Origin of the sequence: uncultured Methanobrevibacter sp. (assembly GCF_902788255.1) — an archaeon.
Lineage (GTDB): Archaea > Methanobacteriota > Methanobacteria > Methanobacteriales > Methanobacteriaceae > Methanocatella.
Genome location: NZ_CADAJR010000022.1, coordinates 13,880 through 33,759, shown reverse-complemented (window position 1 = coordinate 33,759; position 19,880 = coordinate 13,880). Strand labels below are relative to the sequence as shown.

At 38.0% G+C, this 19,880-nt stretch carries 20 protein-coding genes and 1 pseudogene; 6 read left to right on the top strand and 15 right to left on the bottom strand.

All coding sequences use genetic code 11. The features are described 5' to 3' along the window. Positions 1 to 34 precede the first annotated feature (34 nt). Positions 35 to 379 (bottom strand): hypothetical protein, encoded by a 345-nt coding sequence (locus QZV03_RS07035; protein ID WP_296875288.1) that lies wholly within the window; start codon positions 377 to 379, stop codon positions 35 to 37. Between the two features lie 427 nt (positions 380 to 806). Between QZV03_RS07035 and QZV03_RS07030 the strand changes: the two genes are divergently transcribed. Further along, positions 807 to 2,684, top strand: a complete 1,878-nt coding sequence (locus QZV03_RS07030) for a YhgE/Pip domain-containing protein (protein ID WP_296875286.1) — start codon at positions 807 to 809, stop codon at positions 2,682 to 2,684. Positions 2,685 to 2,801: 117 nt separating this feature from the next. Here the strand turns inward: QZV03_RS07030 and mtrA are convergent. The 4 genes and pseudogenes from mtrA to QZV03_RS07010 all read right to left on the bottom strand — a co-directional run. Then, positions 2,802 to 3,305, bottom strand: a pseudogene (gene mtrA / locus QZV03_RS07025) (tetrahydromethanopterin S-methyltransferase subunit A); the annotation flags it as partial. 62 nt (positions 3,306 to 3,367) lie between these two features. Continuing rightward, complete coding sequence (locus tag QZV03_RS07020) at positions 3,368 to 3,658, bottom strand: hypothetical protein (RefSeq protein ID WP_296875282.1); 291 nt, start codon at positions 3,656 to 3,658, stop codon at positions 3,368 to 3,370. Between the two features lie 82 nt (positions 3,659 to 3,740). Further along, a complete protein-coding gene (locus tag QZV03_RS07015) occupies positions 3,741 to 4,259 on the bottom strand; it encodes a nitroreductase family protein (protein WP_296875280.1) in 519 nt (172 codons plus the stop codon). Between the two features lie 192 nt (positions 4,260 to 4,451). Beyond that, entirely contained in the window at positions 4,452 to 4,871 is a 420-nt protein-coding gene (locus QZV03_RS07010; RefSeq protein ID WP_296875278.1) for a cupin domain-containing protein, read from the bottom strand. Positions 4,872 to 5,419: 548 nt separating this feature from the next. Here QZV03_RS07010 and QZV03_RS07005 point away from each other — a divergent pair. The 3 genes from QZV03_RS07005 to QZV03_RS06995 are packed head-to-tail and all read left to right on the top strand — an operon-like array spanning position 5,420 to position 6,604. Continuing rightward, positions 5,420 to 5,719, top strand: a complete 300-nt coding sequence (locus tag QZV03_RS07005) for a hypothetical protein (protein WP_296875276.1) — start codon at positions 5,420 to 5,422, stop codon at positions 5,717 to 5,719. Continuing rightward, the gene (locus QZV03_RS07000; protein WP_296875273.1) at positions 5,712 to 6,011 is read left to right on the top strand and encodes a tetratricopeptide repeat protein; all 300 of its coding nucleotides are present in this window, start codon (positions 5,712 to 5,714) and stop codon (positions 6,009 to 6,011) included. Before QZV03_RS07005 ends, QZV03_RS07000 begins: the two co-directional genes overlap by 8 nt. Next, positions 5,921 to 6,604, top strand: coding sequence for a tetratricopeptide repeat protein (locus QZV03_RS06995; protein ID WP_296875271.1), 684 nt, complete (start codon positions 5,921 to 5,923; stop codon positions 6,602 to 6,604). Before QZV03_RS07000 ends, QZV03_RS06995 begins: the two co-directional genes overlap by 91 nt. Positions 6,605 to 6,611: 7 nt before the next feature. Here the strand turns inward: QZV03_RS06995 and QZV03_RS06990 are convergent, their stop codons facing one another. From QZV03_RS06990 to QZV03_RS06980, 3 genes are all read right to left on the bottom strand, one after another. Next, complete coding sequence (locus QZV03_RS06990; protein ID WP_296875269.1) at positions 6,612 to 7,010, bottom strand: PaaI family thioesterase; 399 nt, start codon at positions 7,008 to 7,010, stop codon at positions 6,612 to 6,614. Positions 7,011 to 7,074: 64 nt separating this feature from the next. Then, entirely contained in the window at positions 7,075 to 7,953 is an 879-nt protein-coding gene (locus QZV03_RS06985; RefSeq protein WP_296875265.1) for a radical SAM protein, read from the bottom strand. A gap of 9 nt (positions 7,954 to 7,962) precedes the next feature. Then, entirely contained in the window at positions 7,963 to 8,790 is an 828-nt protein-coding gene (locus QZV03_RS06980) for an alpha/beta fold hydrolase (protein ID WP_296875263.1), read from the bottom strand. A gap of 71 nt (positions 8,791 to 8,861) precedes the next feature. Between QZV03_RS06980 and QZV03_RS06975 the strand changes: the two genes are divergently transcribed. Both QZV03_RS06975 and QZV03_RS06970 read left to right on the top strand, forming a co-directional pair. Then, entirely contained in the window at positions 8,862 to 9,341 is a 480-nt protein-coding gene (locus tag QZV03_RS06975; protein ID WP_296875261.1) for a GNAT family N-acetyltransferase, read from the top strand. 71 nt (positions 9,342 to 9,412) lie between these two features. Next, the gene (locus tag QZV03_RS06970; RefSeq protein WP_296875259.1) at positions 9,413 to 10,594 is read left to right on the top strand and encodes a cytosine permease; all 1,182 of its coding nucleotides are present in this window, start codon (positions 9,413 to 9,415) and stop codon (positions 10,592 to 10,594) included. On the opposite strand, the gene QZV03_RS06965 is transcribed toward QZV03_RS06970, so the two are convergent. From QZV03_RS06965 to glnA, 7 genes are all read right to left on the bottom strand, one after another. Next, entirely contained in the window at positions 10,585 to 11,142 is a 558-nt protein-coding gene (locus tag QZV03_RS06965) for a hypothetical protein (protein WP_296875257.1), read from the bottom strand. The two genes, QZV03_RS06970 and QZV03_RS06965, sit on opposite strands and share 10 nt — an antisense overlap. A gap of 246 nt (positions 11,143 to 11,388) precedes the next feature. Further along, a complete protein-coding gene (locus QZV03_RS06960) occupies positions 11,389 to 14,031 on the bottom strand; it encodes a PEP/pyruvate-binding domain-containing protein (protein ID WP_296875255.1) in 2,643 nt (880 codons plus the stop codon). A 26-nt stretch (positions 14,032 to 14,057) separates the two neighbouring features. Next, positions 14,058 to 15,539 carry a glutamate synthase-related protein gene (locus QZV03_RS06955; protein WP_296875253.1) on the bottom strand — a complete coding sequence of 494 codons (1,482 nt, stop codon included), beginning with the start codon at positions 15,537 to 15,539 and terminating at the stop codon, positions 14,058 to 14,060. After that, the gene (locus QZV03_RS06950; protein WP_296875251.1) at positions 15,539 to 16,600 is read right to left on the bottom strand and encodes a Coenzyme F420 hydrogenase/dehydrogenase, beta subunit C-terminal domain; all 1,062 of its coding nucleotides are present in this window, start codon (positions 16,598 to 16,600) and stop codon (positions 15,539 to 15,541) included. Before QZV03_RS06950 ends, QZV03_RS06955 begins: the two co-directional genes overlap by 1 nt. A 12-nt stretch (positions 16,601 to 16,612) precedes the next feature. Then, complete coding sequence (locus QZV03_RS06945; protein WP_296875249.1) at positions 16,613 to 17,266, bottom strand: tributyrin esterase; 654 nt, start codon at positions 17,264 to 17,266, stop codon at positions 16,613 to 16,615. 11 nt (positions 17,267 to 17,277) lie between these two features. Beyond that, a complete protein-coding gene (locus QZV03_RS06940) occupies positions 17,278 to 18,195 on the bottom strand; it encodes a glutamine amidotransferase (RefSeq protein ID WP_296875248.1) in 918 nt (305 codons plus the stop codon). Between the two features lie 241 nt (positions 18,196 to 18,436). Beyond that, entirely contained in the window at positions 18,437 to 19,774 is a 1,338-nt protein-coding gene (glnA, locus tag QZV03_RS06935; RefSeq protein WP_296875246.1) for a type I glutamate--ammonia ligase, read from the bottom strand. Positions 19,775 to 19,880: the final 106 nt, after the last annotated feature.

Here is a 19,880-nt window from a genome sequence, read left to right as displayed (position 1 = left end):
TGAGCATTAGTTTTGGTGGTGAGCCAAAACTAAGCTATTGGTAAAGGCCTGCTACATCATCGAGCAGTGGTGTTTCATCAGGAACTTCTGATGGGTCGATTTTTTCTGCAGAAACGCCTCCAATGACGCCAACACTTTGAATGTTGTCCTTTAAAACTGCTGTGGAGGTGATTCCAGGTCCTTGTGGTGAAAGGACAAATAAATCCAGGAACACTTCATCTTCACCTACAATGAATGCAGGTTCGATTGATTCAGCAGATTTGGTTTGGACCTTAATCAAGATGTGTTTTGCTTCATTGTCATCTTCAATACCAATCTCTTTTCTTATAGTTTCGTCTAAATTTTTTACTTTTTCGCTCCAATTAATATTTGAGTTCATATCATTACCTCTTTTACTTTTTTTATATATCACCTTAAAATACAATGGTGTGGATTTGATTGATGCATTTTATGAAAAGTTATGCACTTTGTAATATAACATTAATTTTCATAGTATATAAACTTAACTGTTTAATGTATATTTTTTTGAAAATTACAGTTTTTTGGACTGCAATATAGTATTATAATTAGGATATATATAAAGTTTTTGTATTTTTTGAAAAAATACACAAAAATGAAAATGCATAGAAGCACAAATACACAAAGATTTATATTCTTTCAAACCCTATTTAGTTTATGGAAGTTAGAAAAAATTGTTGAATAACAATTTTACAATGTTTAAACCAAATATATACAAAAAAAGCATTACCAATGTAAACACCAAAAATACAAATGATTTATAACTTCCTAAATTAAGAAGTGAAAAAATGAGTGGAAGAGACATCAACAATATTGTTGAAATTATGAAAAAGGACTTTAAGGCAGCAATTTCAAATCCGATTGTTATAATCGTATTGCTTGTCATAATAATCCTGCCTTCCCTTTACGCTCTTATTAATATCCAGGCATGTTGGAACCCATATGAAAATACAAACGAAGTCCAGTTTGCAATAGCAAACCTTGACGAGGGAGCTTCATATGAGAATACAACACTGAATGTCGGAAACGAATTGGTTAAGGAACTGAAAAACAATGACAAGTTTGACTGGGTTTTTGTTACTGAAGATGAACTCCGGCAGGGCGTTCATGATGGAAAGTACTATGCGGGAATAGTAATACCAAAGGATTTAAGTAAAGATGTGACCTCAATTACAAGCGACAATCCAAAATCCGCAAAATTAAATTATATTGTAAACATCAAGGCAAATCCGGTAGCAAATAAATTAACTGACAGTGCTGCAAATGCCGTTTATACTACAATGAATGCAAAAATTGTTGAATTCATCAATTTGGCGGCATATGGCAGGTTAGGTGAACTGCAGGAAGGACTGGCTTCCGGAGCAGGTCAGCTTTCAAGTGGAGCAGGCCAACTATCCAGCGGAGCCGCACAGGTGTCTTCCGGTGCTAGTCAAGTATCTTCAGGAGTTGGAGATTTGAATGATGGGGCAGACAAGGTAAAATCCGGTGCATCACAAGTTAACAGTGGTGCCGATAAGGTTAAATCCGGTTCAAAAGCGGTTGATGACGGTGCAAGTAAAGTGTCTTCATCTGCGGACCAGATAAAATCCGGTTCCCAACAAGTCCAAAAGGGAGCAAGTGATCTGGAATCAAAGGCCAATCCATCTGTACTGCCAAGTCCAGTTAAAGAAGTTGTTGAGGGATCAGTGCAGCTTGCCAATTCAAGTTCACAACTGGCCGGAGGGTCAAGTGATTTGGCATCAGGTTCAGTGGAGCTTGCAAGCAGCTCATCAAAACTGGCAAATGGAGCAGGAGATGTTGCAAGTGGAGCCAATGATGTGGCAAATGGTGCAAGTGACCTTGCAGACGGTTCAGCAGAATTGGCCAAAGGTGCATTAAGCCTTGCAGCAGGTTCCGAACTGTTATCAAACTCAGCGGCACAGGCATTGTTTTCCGCAGCAAGTGCACTGTACGGAGCATCATCTTCACTATCCCAGGTAACCGGCGTTAACGAGTCTCAAGTTGGAGATTATATCTACTCTCCAATCCAACTGGAACGTGATGAAGTGTATCCTGTTGATGATTACGGATCAAATGTTGCTCCATTTTACATTGTACTATCAATGTGGGTTGGTGCAGTAATAACCTGCGTAATGCTCAGGCCAGGAACAAGTACCAATACCAAATACTCCCCACTGGAAATGTATTTCGGTAAATTATTGTTATTTGTAATAATGAGCTTACTTCAGGCTGCAGTTACTATCATAGGATTATTCATATTGGGAGTTGAAATAGTGAATCCTTTAACGTTCATATTTTCTGCGGCGCTGGTATCGGTTACATTCATGGTTCTGATGTACTCCCTAGTTTCCGCACTGGGACATGTCGGAAAGGGTATTGGAGTTATCCTTTTGGTACTTCAAATTTCCGGAACAGGAGGAATATATCCTATTCAGATTATGGACAACCTATTCCAATGGCTTTATCCATTTTTACCGATGACCTATGCAATTAATCTAATCAGGGAAGCACAACTAGGATTGGTATGGTCCAATTATCTGCCTTCATTGGCAATTTTAATTGCAATAAGCATCATAACCATCATAGTTGCAGTCATCATTAAAGAAAAAGCGGATGATGCATCCCATTACTTCGAAGAGCGTTTGGAAAAAACAGGTTTATTTTAAAGGGATTGAATCTTAAATCCTAAAGTCTAAATTAAAAAAATAGTAAAGTTGAGACAATTATGCCTCAGCTTTTTTCTTTTTATCTTTTTTATCTACAATTACCATCTTTTGTTCTTCTTCGTCAACTTCCATGACAATTGGATCAGCTTCCAAAGCTCCAGGGTCTTTTTCTACACATTCATTGATTTTTGATTGAATTGCTCCAATATCTTCTGTGTCAATCAAGTCAACAATTTCTAATTGTTGCTGGAATCTTTCAACACCCTCAAGAGGAACGTTTTCAACAAATGGAATCGCACCTGTAGCTCCGATGATTTTCTTCTTGTCGGGATCTGCTCCATTTTCATGCAATGCCTTGAAACTTTGACCGGTGATGTGACCTTGAACTTCAGCACCAGCCAGAATTAAGAATCTAATGTTCGGATTAGATATTATATTTGCAACTACCTTTTCAATTCCGAGATTTTCTGTCTTACATGGTCCTGCAATAGCCGCTCCAGATAATTCGGCTTCAATATGGGAAGCAAGAGTAGTTACTGCTACTGGACTTTCAGGATCTCCTACAATATAGTCTCCACTGATTACTGGCCAACCATCTGCAGGAGCTTTTTTATCAGCCATTTTGATTATCCTCCTAATTTAATGATTGTAAATATATTTGAATATAATTAAATACTTTTTGATTAATAGTAAAGTTCTGAAGGCTTGCCAATGTATTCGAAATCATCCTTATTTTCAAGGTATTTGACACCAATCACTTTTCCGTCAGGGAATTTTGTCACAACACTCATTCCATCGTTGACATCAATGAGAATCAATTTTGTATTCTTTTCTCCTTCAGCCTCTATTTTAATGATATCATCATTTTGAAGAAGTTCGGCATCCTCAAAATCATTGCTGATATCTGTTGAATACCAGTGCTGAGGCAATTTAACTCTTATATCTAAACCATCTAACAAATCTTTAACATGCATAATTTTTCCCCCATATTATCTATATAAAAATTTATTTGAAATGCTTATAAACATTTTGTAACTTGTTAAGGGTTAAAAGTAACTAAACTAGAAAATGTATCTTATTTTTATCAATGTCATCTATGCTGTGAGCCTTAGGAATATTATCCGAATGGCCCAAAGCAAGAATACCCACAATTCTGTAGTGATCGTCAATTTTCAGGATATCCCGAACAATCTCTTCTGAATCCCTGCCATCCTTACTTCGCAAGTGTATTTGAACCCAGCAGCTTCCAAGATCCAACTCAGTTGCCATCAGATGCATATGGGTAAGAGCAATGGAGGAATCCTCAATCCAAGTATCTGCAATCATAGTGTCTGCCACCACAACAATGGCCTTATCAGCACCTCTGATTAAATCCGCACCATGGTCTTTAGATTTTGAAAGTTCATCCAATGTTTCCTTTCTTTCTACCACCATGAAATTGCAGGGTTTTCTGTTCATGCTTGTCGGTGCAAGCAACGCCGCCTGCAGAATCTTATCCAGTTCATCTTTGGTTATCGGCTCATCGTTGAATTTCCTTGTACTTCTTCTTTTAAGCATCACATCAATTAGTTCCATGACAATATTTTTAGAAAATTGAGTAATTATATATTGTGATATAGATTACCTAAAATTAAAAATTAGAAATTATTCAACAAATTCAAATAATTAATAGTATACTGAATTAAAATATCATGGACAATAGAAATAGCATTTTAATTAATCGAAAATTGAATTAAAGTGATGGAAAAAATTGAGTGGCAGATGAAATTATAACTGGTTATAATATTCATCGCTTACAGGTTCCAGCCATTCGTTAGAGGTTTCCTCACCAGGTACCTCAACGGAAATATGGCTAAACCATGAGTCCTTTTGAGCACCGTGCCAATGTTTAACGTTAGGAGGAATTTCAACGACGACACCAGGCTTCAATTCCTGAACCTCACTTCCCTCCTCTTGGTAGAAACCTTTACCCGCAACACAAATCAAGAGCTGTCCACCGCCTTTTTTAGCATGATGAATATGCCAATTGTTTCTGCAGCCCGGTTCAAATGTCACATTGGCCACAAACAAAAGATTATCCTCCATATCCACCAACGGATTTAAAAATGACTTGCCTGTAAAATATTCATCAAACATTTCGTTGAATTCACCTTTTCCAAATATATTCTCATCATCAAAACTTGACATAATATCACACATACTGTTGCGATTTGCAACAATCAATCTTGTATAAAAAAATTTCAGAGTTGCGGCAGTGCAAACTCTGAAATTAAAATTTTTCACGACTTGTTAATCAGTCACTTTAATAATATTACTTTCATCATTTATAAAGTAAATGGTTTTAAAAAATAATCAGAAAAAATTAAAATAATACAGAAATCACTAAAATTGAAACGGGAAAAATAGATTTAATTTACTGAAAATTTAAATGACAATTATCACCAAATATAAATTTAAAGATTATGTAACAGTCAAATTTGAAAAAAAATAACAATCCTCCCCATTTAAAATCTTAAAAATTGTAAAAAATATCCAAAAATTGGATTGAATAATTATTACCTGACCATTCACAAAATCGACCATTTAAAAAAAATTGAATTTTTACAAGTTAAAAACAATATTGATAACACTTTATTTTCTCTATAAGTTCCCAACAATATTGTAATCAATAAAAACATAACTTTAAAAGCAATAAGAAAAATACCAACCTATTACAAAACGAATTGGTGAAAAATATGGAGAATAAAACAGATACTAATATTGAAAATATAAGACGAATGAATGAAATTGCACGAATCTATGATGCAACAAGGCAAAGGGAAAAATCTGAAATGTATCACAGAGCCATACTAAATCTCTGTGATGAAACACCAAAAAGCGAGACCGCCCTACAGTACAAAATCCATTCACTCAACTGTTTGAATAAACCATACAAATCCCTAGAAACCACAGGAGAACTATTAAACCTAAACCCAAATAACCTTATGGCATTAATCAACATTGCGAATTTCCTTAAAGGAGGATCAAATGTTTAAAAAATCAAAAATCACCAAAATCATTGAAAAGGGAAACCAGCATTATGAAAAAGGTGAACTGATTGATGCAAAAAAGATGTACCTGAAGGGCCTAGCGATGGAACCTGACAATATTGTGATTATTAATAATCTCGCCGAAATCCATAGCCGTTTAGGTGACGATTCCAAAACAAAAGGATACAGCAAAATTCTTTTAAAAAATTGCAACAAGCTTTTGAGCCACAAAAAGACAAAGGAACTTCTGATTATCAAGGCAATGCACTATTATATCTTGAAAAGGGCAATGAGATAAACGAAGTTCTGGACGAAATACTTAAAATCGACCCTGACAACATGACCGCCCTCTTTCACAAATCCCACCATCTGGAAAAAAACAGACAACACCGGGAAGCATTAAAATACAATGAAAGAATCCTAAAAAAGTATCCATATGACATCATTGCACTCCTTTCAAAGGGCCGAAATCTCGTTGAGCTAAACGAATTTGACGAAGCGGAAGTGTGCTATAACATCATCCTTGAAATAGATCCTAAAAACAAGGCGGCAATAAATCTTAAATCGACATTATTTAAAAAGAAGAACAATTGGACAATAACTGCCCATGATCTGATGTTCAAGGCCATCGAAAACTTTGAAAGGGAGCATTTCAGCACATCGGAAACCTATTTCAAACAGGCAATCGAGATGAATCCGAATTTCGATGAAATCTGGTTTGCTCAGGGAGAGCTTTTCATCCGAACGGGAAAAATAAACAAGGCCATAGAATCATTTGAAAAGGCATTCGAAATCAATCCGACAAGCGGCGGAATAAAAGATAAAAAGAAGTTATTCAAATTGTTAAATTTCATGAAAAAAGTAAATACATTATTAGGATATGAAAAATAGTCATATCCTATAATTTAAATCCGGTACCGATGAATTGGGCAACGTCACGGCCAGTGTCATCGGAAATGTCAACATTAATTATTGAGGAGGTTCTTCCGTTTTTTCTGCAGGTTGCCTTTGCAATCAGCTTTTCACCCTTAGGAGCGGATAAATAGTGAATATCAACCTGTTGAGCAACAGTCAACTGATGAATCTGGTTTGACAGAACCGCAAAGGTAAAATCTGCCAATGTAAACATTACACCACCCATAACTCCACCATAGGCGTTTTTGTGGTCATCTGTAATCTCAAGTGAGCAGATCGCTTCGTCTTCTGTCAGCTCATCCAATGTCACTCCAGTCATTACCGCATATTTGTCTTTGTAAAAGAATTCTCTTGCACTTTCGATATCTTCAAAATTTGCCATAAATATCTACCTAATATTAATTAGTTGTTCATCTATTATAAGTTTTTGAACAATTTTTTCAAAATTACAGTGTTCGTTTATTCCTTCTCATTTCGGCAAGTCTTTCAAAGTCCCCATGCTCAATCTCATTGGCCAATGTGGAAACTATACTGTCCTTTCTTTCAAGGAAATTAGGGCCTGACAAACTTGCGGAAACTGTATGATGTGTGATGAATGAACAGTCACATGTCAAATGTTCCACAAATGTTTTTAACTCAACAAGCATTTCCTTTTCACTGAGTGGTGTGAATTCACCCCTTTGAGCCTCCTCCAATAGAGGAGTTCCAGGAAACAGGGCCAAACCTCCAGTTCCAACAAGCATCGGGTCGCACTGGCTGAATATTTCAGCCGAATTGACTGCATGGTCATGGCTGTGTTCACGACCCGCAACACCATTTAAAAAACTCATCCAGAAATCGATTCCTGCATCCGTCAATTTCCCGCATTGCTCGATGATGTCTTCGGAAGCATATCCCTTATTTACCCTTTCAAGTGTCCAGTCATCACCGCTTTCAACACCCAGAGAGATTTCCCTTAAACCCAATTCCTTCAGATGTTCAAGTTCCTCAACGCTTTTATTTTTTAAATCAGACACCCTGGTTGCAGCATAGACATATTCCATTTCCGGCAAATACTCATTAATCTTTTCAAGTATTGGCCTTAACTTGTTATAAGTCATGACCAATGGGTTTGCTGACAATAGCTGAATGGTTTTTGAATGAGGGGCCACCTGAGCCAATTCCTTCAAGTCCTCCCCTATGATTTCCATTGAATGAGGTCTGAACCTTACATCCTTATACATTGTGCAGAACTTGCATCTGTTATGGGTACATCCCTGTGTAACCTGCAACAGAGGAAAGGTCGGCCAATAAGGATTTCTATATACTGGATCTGTAAAATGCATAATTATCACCTAATGTTTTTTAATGAATTCCTTTACCGCTTGCGCAACTTCATGAGGCATCTGCCTCCAAAGCGCATGAGTGGTGTTTGGAAAATCATCTTCAAGTACAAATATATCCTGAACGTTTTCTTTAATGTACTTGACTGCCTCAATTGAATACAACGGATTGTCAGGCATCAAATACAGGAAAGGTACTGTTATCTTTGACATTGCCGGACGCTGGTCCTGTCTGAAAAGGGAATACCAAAAACTTGCCATTGTAAACGGATTTATGGATTCGGCATAAAGTTTAGCCAGTTCATCCTGTTTTTCGGGAGGCAAATCTTTAAGGGCAGGGTCCATGATATTTTTTGTGATGTGAAATGCCGCTTTTCCGACATCATCATACATCCTGTCAAAGTCCCTCATGAAATCCTCATCACTCCATTTGCCCTGCGCAATGCCACCTTTCCAACCGTCATTTCTCATGTATGGGGACATGTCAGAGGCAACAATTCTTTTAAGGTTTTTGCATCCGAATTGATTAACATAACTGTAGATTGTGGCGGCACCCATGGAGTGGCCGATTACAGTCACATCATCAAGATTAAGGGATTCTATGATGCATTTCAAATCCCGACCCAATCTTTTGATGTTCATATGCACGGTTGACTTGTCGGAATCCCCATGACCTCTCTGGTCATAGGTTATGACCCGATATTCATCCCTGAATTCATCATAAAAATCCATATTATTCAAACGGTTGGAGTTAAGGCCATGTGCGAATATCAGTGCTTCACCTTCACCCTCATCATCAAGGCACAGTCTTATCCCATCGTCCACTGTCAAAAATTCCATACTTTAAGTTTATATCTTGTCTAAAAAATACTTTAGGAAATCTTTTAAAAGTCAAAGGCCAACATAAATACATGAGCGAATTAACATTTAAGATAGCCGAAAGAAATGATTCCGGTTTGATTCTGGAATACATCAAAAAGCTTGCAGATTATGAGCATCGCCTGGATGAAGTCATTGCAACCGAGAAAGATATTGAAAAATGGGTTTTTGATGAAAAGCAGGCGGAAGTGATTTTTGCACTTCTTGACGGAGATGTTATCGGTTTTGCACTTTACTTTTTAAGCTTTTCAACCTATATCGGCAATGTCAATATGCATTTGGAGGACCTTTTCATTGAGCCGGAATATCGCGGTAACGGCTACGGCAAGGCTCTTTTAAGGGAACTTGGAAAGATTGTTCTAGACCGTGGCTATGGTCGCTTTGAATGGACATGCCTTTCATGGAACAAGCCAAGCATTGACTTTTACTTAAGCATTGGAGCCGAGATGAAGGATTGGGAACTCTTCCATTTTAAGGGTGAAGCCCTCGAAAAATTCGTCAATGAACAATAATACTTAACAATCGTTATATTTATATACTAGTTTTTAGAACATAATTGTATCGAACAATACTAGTGAAAACCATGGACAAAAAAACAGGACTATTTTCAAATGCAGTAATATGGTTTGGAACAGCAATATCAGTATCCGAAATAGAAGCGGGAATAGGAATCGGAGCTGCATCATCACTAAACTCTCTATGGGTGCCCCTGGTACTTGGCCACATTTTGGGAGGAATCCTGCTATTTCTAATCGGATACATCGGAGCATCCGTCAGGCAAAACGCAATGGAGGTCACCTCAACAACCTACGGCAAATACGGAGCCAAGTTCTTTGCAATACTTAATGTGATGCAACTGGTTGCCTGGGTGGCCGTTTTGAACGCACAGGGCGCAACGGCACTAGCCAGTTTAAACCTGCCAATCTCATTTCCAATAACCTGCATAATGCTCGCCGCACTGATAGCATTATGGGTATATCTGGGCCTTCAGAGAGTATCAAAAATAACAACAGTAGTGATGACAATCCTTACGGCACTGCTCATAATAATTTCATTCCGCTTTTTGGGATTCGGTTCAAATGCAGCAGGCACACTAACCAGCAATTCCCTAGGATTCTGGAACATCTTTGAAATCTCAATAGCCATGCCGATTTCATGGCTTCCTGTAATTTCAGACTATACAAAGGATGTTGAAAAGCCTGTAAAGGCAACATTAGTATCCGCAATAGCATACAGCCTTGCAAGTCTCTGGATGTACTTTATAGGAATAGAAATTGCAAACATCGGAGCAAACTACACAATTGCACAGGCAATTCTGCTTGCAAATCTCGGAACAATCGGAATAATCATTGTAGTACTGTCAACAGTGACAACAAACTTTGTTGCGGCAAATTCCGCAGGAGAGTCATCAAAGGTAATCTACAACAAACTGAATCCGAAAGTCATAGGTGTAATCGTAAGTGCTTTAAGTGCAATTTTGGCAATTTCCGGAATAATGGACCACTACATTGATTTTCTCTATCTGATAGCTTCAGTGTTCGCCCCAATGGCTGCGGTACTGCTTGTAAACTATTACATTACAAAGGAAAATAATGAGGACAAAAACATAATGTACTGGAACATGTTTTCATGGCTGGCCGGTTTTATCGTTTATAATCTGACCGTCAGTCTGGACTCAATATTCTTAGGTCCCACACTGCTTGCAGTTATCGTGTCAGCGGCGCTTGCCTATGTTCCGGCATTAAGTAAAAGGTTTCATAAATAGCCTTCACTTTCAAAGTGTTGCTTAACTTTATCATAGAACTCCTGAGATGAAAAATCGAAATCCTGATTGAAGGATTTGTATGCCAACTCCGAATCCTTCTTTAAATCAAATTCAAAATCCGGACATTTGGTGAAAAATTCCTTAAAGGAGGTTATGGAATCCGGAAGCAAAGAAACCTCATCAAATGAAACCTTCTCTATAATCATTTTCAGAGCCATTGAAAGTACAGAAAACTGAAGGGAGGTTGCATAGGCATCATAATACCTTTCATAATCCATATTCACATTGAAATAGATCATGAAATTCATCAGAACATGTGAAAGCCATATTATGGAGTTTGGCTCGAACTTGTCCAGCTGCAAATCAGTGAACTTGAAAATAAGACTTTCCAGGTCTTTTTGAGAGTTATCCTCACAATATACTGCAAACTCCTCAAAGGAGTAGTTGGTCAAATATTTCTTGTAGGCTTCCTTAATCTCCTCATCACAAGGATATTTTTCTATTTTTTTCAAATCTTTTTTCCTTAACACTTTCGGATAATTCAACATTTCATTAACTCACAGAATTGATTAAAAGTAATTATCTAATAATCTATAAGTACTCATTAAAATTTTTTTACAAAAAAAGTAAATAAAAATGTGAAAACAACCCTATAACTAAATAGGGTCATTTATCACATCTAATTTTGTCATACATTTTATTGAAATCAAATTTCAAATAAAAAGGCATATGTCCCACCCGCCTAACCCTAAAAGATAATGAAAAAAACTTTTCATTATACTTGTGTTAACCAATCATTTGAATATGCACATTGTCTCATCCCGGTTCATGTCATGATACAGTTCGGACTTATCCTTATCAAAGTCGACTACATGCACCATTTCATAGATTTCCTCTCCCAAATTAGGATTTATATCCTTCAGTATGTTCGGACGGTCAAAGAGCATGTCTTTGTTGAATTCCAGTCTTTTCTCGTTTTCAAATAATGCACCGTAATATATTTCAGCCTCAACCAAATCCTGGAACATGTGACTTCCAAAGGACAATTCAGGCATATATCCGATTTCACTATATGATTCCTCAATGATAGCATTGAAATGACTGATATCCGCAAATACCACAGGAATACCCAATTCAGGTGAAGAGGTACCTATTCTTCCCGGAACTATTAGAATAGCCGTTTTATCATTATCCTTCAAATAGGCATTAACATCACTGATGATTCTTGATATCGAGCTTTTCTGAGCATAAGGGTACTCGTAATACCTGTGAGGATCAACATAGCAGATCGTATCTATTTCGACTTTTCGTGACATTCCCATTGACGCCTCCTTGATATGGAAGAGTACATCTTCACCTTCAGGCATTTCAATCGATTCATTATTTGTTGAAACCTGAAGGGGACGGCACTGCAGAAGATTAATATTGAATGACTTGTCCTCACCTACATTGACCGTATACTCAATGTCAACAGGATAATCATATGCAGTTTCCAAAGTGTTTAGAATCAACTTCATGTCATCAATGAACTCCTGATTCTTGACAAGACCCTCACAGTTGACAAAGACGATTTCACGGCGTTGTCCACGGTCACGAAACATTCTTTCGGCTTCACGGTCATGTTCAACAAGAACATTTTTGGCATACCTTGGAACCACACTCAAACCGTCTTCAACAGGAACATCATGAAGACTAATGTTTTTCAGGTCAATGACATCCAGGTAGTGTTGTGAATATCTGTGTTTTTCCTTAATGTCCTTATTCATTGTCACTTCAGGCTTATCAAGATTTATGATTCTAGGATAATCCTTTTTGGTCCTGTCAACCGCCTTTGTACCAAGACCCATTACAAGTCTCAGCATTCCTTTGCTGTTGTCCATGTCCGGAAGCGGAGAATATGGACTGTATGAAAATCCAACACCCGCAGCTGTTGGGAAGAAGTAATCACCGCAATAGGATCCTGAAACCCTCTGAACCAGAAGCGCCATCTGTTCGTCCGTATCATCCAAACCGTTCAGTTTCCTATATTCCAAAGCAGAGATGTTCATTGTACTTGAATAGACAATTTTCACCGCTTCCTCAAAGGCCTCAAGACGCTCTTCAAGGCTTCCTCTGTTTACACAGAAAACAGATTCATATTTTCCGGCAAAAGCGTTACCGAAACCGTCTTCAAGAAAACTACTTGAACGGACAATGATAGGGTTTTGTCCAAAATAATCCAGTATCTGTATGAATCCCTTTTTGATTTCATCGGAAAAAACACCATTCTTAAGGGCTTCCTCCAGCTTTTTACCGTATTCATAATAGCCTTCAGGAGTTCTCTGATTTACCCTCAAATCCCACAGGTCATTTGAAACAATATAAGTATAGAACAAGTCTGAACCTATATAAAATGAATCATCCGGTTCAAAAGTTTCATTATATAGTTCAGGACAGTTCTTTTCAATGATTTTTCTTGCAAGAAGCATACCACAGGTCTTACCACCCACCAGTCCGCTTCCTATACGACGGTCATAAATTGTGAGATAATCTTCAAAGGTAAAGTATTCCTTGATTTTGGAAAGCATCCTCTCATCCTTGGTCATCATAAGCTCACAAATCTTATCGCATTCCTCATCAATATTTTTGCCCTCAGCATATTCCCGTCTGATTTGAAGCATGTATCGCTCCCAACTGTCCAGAGTTTGTCCGTTCTGATAGATTTCTGAATTGATGGTCTTGTAATATCTGCTGAGTTCCTGGCCATCCTGAAGCACCTTAACCGAACCGGTCTTCAGATTTAACTTATGTCCTAAAAACATGGTCTGGGAGTACCGGTTCCATACCTTCAATGGAGAGAAATAGACCTCATCAGGAGAATTGGAGTACACATTCAAGAACAGCTGTGTTGTTTCACGAATTTTGGCTATAGCATCATAAGAATGTCTTCCACGGATGATTGGGAAGTATGCTATGGTATCCAGCTGGAACAGAAATGGGCAGGTAACCTTAAAGAAATTACCCATCATCAAATCTGTTGACCATACCGCCTGAAGATCACTTAGGCAATCGAAAACATAAAATGCATCATACCCTTCCTTTTCAATGATTCTGTGAACTTCCAGAGTGAATGTTTCAAATTGATTATATGGATTCACCTTATAGATCTTAATCCCGTCACGCTCAATCATGGAAAACTCATTGTCAGGATTGTTTTCTTCAATCTCAAGCAATCTGAAATCTTCGTCAGTCATTTCTATCAGAGGATGATGATTAGCGAACCGAATGTAAATCAAGTTCCTGTTATCTTCCTTTGCCTGTTTAACATAAGGGTCAACAAAATAGGAAAACTCGTTTAAATTTGTAACATTCCACACTACATTGTCCCCTAAACGAATATTGTCTAAAGCCTTATCAAGACCGGGAATTCCTGATTTGGCCCTTTCAAACGCTACCATACTACTTTCTCCTAAAATTGTTTTAATTAACCTCTCACCATTGGCACACCAGTTAACTGTGAAGCCTCCATAGTCAAAGCAACAAGGTCCTGACGTTCAAGGTTTTCTATATCTGTATTACCTGCCTGCTGAGTCAGGAAGGTCACTTCCTGAGTCATGGCCTCAATATAATTTGCCACCTGCTGACCTTTTCTTATAGGGTCCAGTCTTCTTCTAAGCATTCTGTCCTGTGTTGCAATTCCTTTAGGACAAATGCCCTCGGAACATGACTGACAAACCTTACAACCTATTGAAATCAAAGCGGAAGTTGCAATGTATACTGCATCAGCACCTAAAGCAATAGCCTTTGCCACATCAGCACCGGACCTTATGCCTCCTGCCGCTACAAGACTGACCTCACTTCTAAGATTAATGTCCTTTAAAGCATCATCTGCCTTCACAATTGCCTCTATGGTAGGGATACCTGCATGTTCAGTAACCACTTCAGGTCCTGCACCGGTTCCTCCCTGCATTCCATCAACCACAATAATGTCTGCACCTGCCTTAGCTGCAATCTTGACATCCTGTTCCACCCTACCGGATGCAAATTTTACAATTATCGGAACTTTCCAGTCAGTGATTTCCCTTAACTGGTCGATTTTCATTCCCAGATCTTCAGGACCGACAATGTCCATGTGTCTTGCAGGACTTAAAGCTGAAGTACCTTCAGGAATATTACGAACACGGGCAACCTCTGCAGTCACCTTATGGGAAAGAAGGTGTCCTCCCATACCGGATTTTGCACCCTGACCTATTTTTATTTCAACAGCTTCGGCATTGTTAAGGTAACTTGCAGAAACACCAAAACGACCAGATGCATATTGTGCAATCAGCTTATCAGCATAATGACGCTCTTCGGGAAGCATTCCTCCCTCACCGGTGTTGGTGATTGTACCTACTTTACTGCTTCCAATTGCCAGTGCCATCTTTGCCTCTTTGCTTAATGCACCAAATGACATTGCCCCAATCATGATTGGAGTATCAATCTCAATTGGGTTTTCAGCAAACCTGTCACCAAGAACAACTGAAGTCTTGCAGGTTTCCCTGTAGGAATCAATAGGAGGTCTTGACACCTGTGCCGGAAGTAAACTCAAATCATCGAATGATGGAATTTTCCTTGTCAATCCGCAACCACGCACCTTATATGACCCGCTTTGGCTTTTACGTTTAATTTCAACCATTGTTGAATTTGACCATATTCCTCTTCCCTCATCTGCAAGAGGCCTGACGTATATTGCATGTGTGGGACACATCTCCTCACAGATTTTACATCCAACACAGTTTTCCTGATACAGTGGTAACGGCTCGTCATTGATTACCTCATAAACATCGTGAGGACAATTTGAATAGCAGCTGTAACAGTTTTTACATGCATCGTGTTTAGGATTGTCACATAAATACCAGCAGCAACCCGGCCTGTCATTACTCTGTTTACATATCTCAATCTTTCTTTCAACAGTAAATGACATTATTCCACCTCCCTTAATGCTTTAAATACCGGACAAACAGAATATTTTGTTCCTCCAGATTTAATAACCTCATCAATACCGTTGGTTATCTTTGCATAAGGTTTCCAGGCCAAATGATCATGCTTATCAACAATGAGCGCATCAGTTACGATTTTATTAGTGAGAAGATAATCGAGTAATGTGGTGACAATGGAACCGTCCTGACCCTGAGTATGTTTCAGGGATTTGACTGAAAGAACTTTAATGTAATCACCAATTACTTTTGAATTGTCATTTCTCAAATCTTTCGGTATGAATGTTCTTGGACAAACTGCAAAGCATGCATGACAGTCATCTGGACATTCTCCTTTCATTATTGGTTTTGTATCATCGATTTTTATCAGATTTTCAGGACATGCATACTCGCATGCTCCACACAGTACACATGCTCCAACATCGATGACGTTTGATTTCAAATCCAAGAAATGGGATTGGGAAATCTCACTTGCAATTGAATCATCGGATTTTTCCCTTTGATATAAAACAGGCCTTGCCAAAAACTCCCTTCTTTCAACATATTCAAGATTCTTGTTTATTTTACTCTCAGCAATTCTGTTTAACAGCTTGAATTGTGATTCGCTGAATTCTTTAGATTCAATGAATTCCTGCTTTAATGCTCCCTCAACGATTTCAGCGCCTTTTTTGCTTCTTACAATCAATGTGGACCATCCCTCTTCTGACCCGATTGACCCAATTGAAATGTCTGAGGTTTCAGAGGTTAACTCAACACATATATTGCAGTTTTTCCTGATTATCCTTTTGGCAACGGAAAGGGGAATTTTAACAGTTTGTTTGGTTTTCAGTGTTAAGTCCACAAATCCCTTTTCAATCCTGAATTTATCAATATCATCCATTGTCAAGTCATACTCCTTCAGGAGATTGACGAAGTATTTATATGAAAAGTTCTCCATACAAAACAGACCCAGTTTAACATCAATAGGGCTATCTGTATATGACTGTAGTTTGGATGCTGCCATAATCTCACATGGTGTTCCAACCATTGCTATTCTACGTTCACTCATTTTCACTAGCTCCTATTGCATATTAACGATTTTTTTGAAACTTGTATAATTCTCATCGGTTAGGTCAAAACCATATTCGGTTAAAATTTCTTTTAACTCATTCAAATCTTCGGGAGTGGTTTCTTGCATAACCGCATTTTTTCCTAAGCTTTTAACGTCTCCAAGAACAAATATTGTTCCTCTCATGATTGATTCACCAACATCATCGGTTACATCGCCCAGGATTATTAGTCTACCGCCCATCATGAGCAGCCCGGTCATATAACCACTGTTACCACCGATTATCACGGTTCCGCCTTTCATGATTCCCCCAGTTCTTGAACCGGTGTTTCCTTTAACAATTACGGTTCCGCCATAGATGCCCTGTCCTGCACCGTCACCTGCGGTACCTTCAATGATCAGTTCACCCTCAGTCATGTTGTCTCCGGCAAACCAGCCTGCATTACCTGTGATGTGTATTCTTGGACCATTAACCATTGTTCCAACAAAATAGCCTGCAGAACCGTTAATTTCAATATCAACATCTTCGCTTAAACCTGCACAGATATTATGCTCTGATTCTGGATTGTCAATAATGAGTTTATCATTAGAGATTGCATGTTGTTTTATGGTACGGTTTAACTCCTTTACATCCATTTCTTTAGCATCAATAACATATTCATCCATGAACAATCCCCCTATATTGTGTAAGCCCTTGTTTCGCCAGGAGCAATTTGTTCAATCTCATCTGAATCTGTAACATCATGCAATGCCATTTCCTCTGAAGCAACTGCAAAAATATCTTCAGTTTCCACCATTACCCCTGGCCTTAAACCAAGCTTGTCCTTTGCAATGCCTATACCGTTAGGTGTTCCCACCAATATTGAAAACGGTCCATCCAAATCGATCACTGCCTGCTCCAGTGCCTCTTCCAGTTTATATCCTTCATTAAGTTTGTCTGCCATATAATGAACGATGCACTCTGTATCGTTGAATGATTCAAAAGTATGGCCTTTGCGCTCTAGTGGATCCCTGATTTTCCAGTAGTTGGTGATTTGACCGTTATGGACAACAGTGATATCCGGAATAATATAGCTTTGATAAGGGTGTGCATGGTAGCGATCCACTCCGCTTTCGGTTGCAAAACGTGTATGTCCGATTCCATGTGTTCCCATCCTGCTTGAAACATCAAAACGTTGGGCGATGTCTTTTACTTTTCCAACATCCTTTATCATTTCAAAAGAATGGGAACCGTTGATGACCCTTACATTATCCAGCTCATCAATCTCCTCTATGCATGGTTTTAAAAGGGAATACTCATCCAATGCAATTTTACACTTATATACATCTGAATCCCCTACAGACTCAACTAGTTGCTCTTCAAATACCTGTGTAATCTGATTTAACAATGATTTTAAATTTTCTAATGTGCCTCTTTTCCTTTCAACTTGAATGTTTAACTGATAATAGTTATCAGGGAAATCTAAACTCCCATATAATGCATAACCTGCTGAATCCGGACCCCTGTGTTGTAATGATTCAAGCATTGAGGTTAATGATTCGCCTATCGGGTGAGTTTTTTTGTCCTTGTATATTACACCTGCTATTCCACACATTTTTTCTACACCTCCAAAATTGGGAATATCATCATATGCCTTTAATAATGATTAAAATTGTACCATATGCCATTTAATAAATAAAAATCTTGAAAAGTTATACTATATGCCTAATAAATTACATCATATGCCTTTTAAAAATATAATTTATAATTTCAAATAAGTTTCATCAATCTCTGAAAGTTTAAATTAATTGACGGTCAAATAAATGATTGACCGCCAATATACTCAAAGAAATAATCTAAACATTCAGGTACTCATCTCTTTCATAGTCGAATACCTGTATTCTGTAAGCATCCCATTCCGCTCTTTTGATATTGTAGAATTGATTGAATACTTTTTCTCCTAAAGCATCTTTAACTACTTCATCTTTCTCTAATGCATGGTATGCTTCCCAGAGACTTGTCGGTAAACTGTTTATTCCTTTTTCTGCAATTTCATCTTCAGAAAATGCAAAGAGGTTCTCTTCAGTAGGTTCACCAGGATCTATTTTATTGTCCATACCGTCCAATCCTGCTTCAAGAAGCACTGCAAATGCAAGGTATGGATTACATGATGGGTCAGCGGATCTGCATTCGATTCTTGTTCCTAATCCACGGGATGCAGGAATTCTTAGTAATGTTGACCTGTTTTTAAATCCGTAAGCAATGTAGCATGGTGCTTCATAACCTGGCACGAGACGTTTGTATGAGTTTACTGTTGGAGACAAGATTGATGATAATGCAGGAGCATGTTTTAATAATCCTCCAATGAAGTATAATGCTTCCTGTGAAATTTGAGTCTCAGTGTCTGGGTCGTAGAATATGTTTTCCCCATCTTTAAATAGACTTTGGTTACAGTGCATACCACTTCCGTTGATTCCAAGGAAAGGTTTTGGCATGAATGTTGCTTTGAAACCGAGGTTGTTGACTACAGCTTTTACTGCTTCTTTAAATGTAATTACTGCATCTGCTGTTTTTAATGCATCTGCATACTTGAAGTCCACTTCATGCTGACCTGCAGCCACTTCGTGGTGGCTTACTTCCACATCGAAGTCAAGTTTCTCTAAACCTAATACGATTTCCCTTCTGATATCGGTACCTTTGTCTAATGGTTCAACATCGAAGTATTCAGCCTCATCCGCAGGCACGTAATTGCCGTTTTCATCTTTTGTTATAATAAAAAATTCTGGTTCAGGACCCATGTTGAACTGGTATCCTCTTTTTTCTGCTAATTTTAATGATTTTTTAAGTATTCCCCTTGGGTCTCCATCATATGGTTTTCCTTCTGTTGTGAAAATGTCACAAATAAATCTACTAGTACCTTTTACTTCAGGTCTCCATGGTATTGTTGAAAAGGTGTCAATATCTGGTTTTGCCAGTAAGTCACTGTCGTTAATTGAAGCAAGTCCTGCAACGGATGATCCGTCAAATAATAATCCGTCATTTACTATGTCTTCAACGTCGTCTGCTTTTTTGAGTGGTACTGCCATGCTTTTCGGTAGTCCATGTAGGTCTGAAAATTGTAGTTTTAAAAATTTTATATCATTTTCATCGATTGTTTTTATAATTTGGTCTAATTTTTTGTCTTTTGTGGACATTTTTTCACATCCCTTTGAGTATTTTTTCCATTTTACTGAAAAATTGGAAAAATGGAAAACCATTTTGACTAAATTATTTCAATAAAATATTTAGTCGGAAGGAAGT

Bases quoted from the DNA above. Each gene is read 5' to 3' on its own strand.
- QZV03_RS06990 (WP_296875269.1), bottom strand. From the start codon at position 7,010: ATGGCAAATTTTGAAGATATCGAAAGTGCAAGAGAATTCTTTTACAAA.
- QZV03_RS06970 (WP_296875259.1), top strand. From the start codon at position 9,413: ATGGACAAAAAAACAGGACTATTTTCAAATGCAGTAATATGGTTTGGA.
- glnA (WP_296875246.1), bottom strand. From the start codon at position 19,774: ATGTCCACAAAAGACAAAAAATTAGACCAAATTATAAAAACAATCGAT.
- QZV03_RS07015 (WP_296875280.1), bottom strand. From the start codon at position 4,259: ATGGAACTAATTGATGTGATGCTTAAAAGAAGAAGTACAAGGAAATTC.
- QZV03_RS07000 (WP_296875273.1), top strand. From the start codon at position 5,712: ATGTTTAAAAAATCAAAAATCACCAAAATCATTGAAAAGGGAAACCAG.
- QZV03_RS07010 (WP_296875278.1), bottom strand. From the start codon at position 4,871: ATGTCAAGTTTTGATGATGAGAATATATTTGGAAAAGGTGAATTCAAC.
- QZV03_RS06975 (WP_296875261.1), top strand. From the start codon at position 8,862: ATGAGCGAATTAACATTTAAGATAGCCGAAAGAAATGATTCCGGTTTG.
- QZV03_RS06955 (WP_296875253.1), bottom strand. From the start codon at position 15,539: ATGTCATTTACTGTTGAAAGAAAGATTGAGATATGTAAACAGAGTAAT.
- QZV03_RS06940 (WP_296875248.1), bottom strand. From the start codon at position 18,195: ATGTGTGGAATAGCAGGTGTAATATACAAGGACAAAAAAACTCACCCG.
- QZV03_RS07020 (WP_296875282.1), bottom strand. From the start codon at position 3,658: ATGCATGTTAAAGATTTGTTAGATGGTTTAGATATAAGAGTTAAATTG.
- QZV03_RS06950 (WP_296875251.1), bottom strand. From the start codon at position 16,600: ATGAGTGAACGTAGAATAGCAATGGTTGGAACACCATGTGAGATTATG.
- QZV03_RS06985 (WP_296875265.1), bottom strand. From the start codon at position 7,953: ATGCATTTTACAGATCCAGTATATAGAAATCCTTATTGGCCGACCTTT.
- QZV03_RS06980 (WP_296875263.1), bottom strand. From the start codon at position 8,790: ATGGAATTTTTGACAGTGGACGATGGGATAAGACTGTGCCTTGATGAT.
- QZV03_RS06945 (WP_296875249.1), bottom strand. From the start codon at position 17,266: ATGGATGAATATGTTATTGATGCTAAAGAAATGGATGTAAAGGAGTTA.
- QZV03_RS07030 (WP_296875286.1), top strand. From the start codon at position 807: ATGAGTGGAAGAGACATCAACAATATTGTTGAAATTATGAAAAAGGAC.
- QZV03_RS06960 (WP_296875255.1), bottom strand. From the start codon at position 14,031: ATGGTAGCGTTTGAAAGGGCCAAATCAGGAATTCCCGGTCTTGATAAG.
- QZV03_RS07035 (WP_296875288.1), bottom strand. From the start codon at position 379: ATGAACTCAAATATTAATTGGAGCGAAAAAGTAAAAAATTTAGACGAA.
- QZV03_RS06965 (WP_296875257.1), bottom strand. From the start codon at position 11,142: ATGTTGAATTATCCGAAAGTGTTAAGGAAAAAAGATTTGAAAAAAATA.
- QZV03_RS07005 (WP_296875276.1), top strand. From the start codon at position 5,420: ATGGAGAATAAAACAGATACTAATATTGAAAATATAAGACGAATGAAT.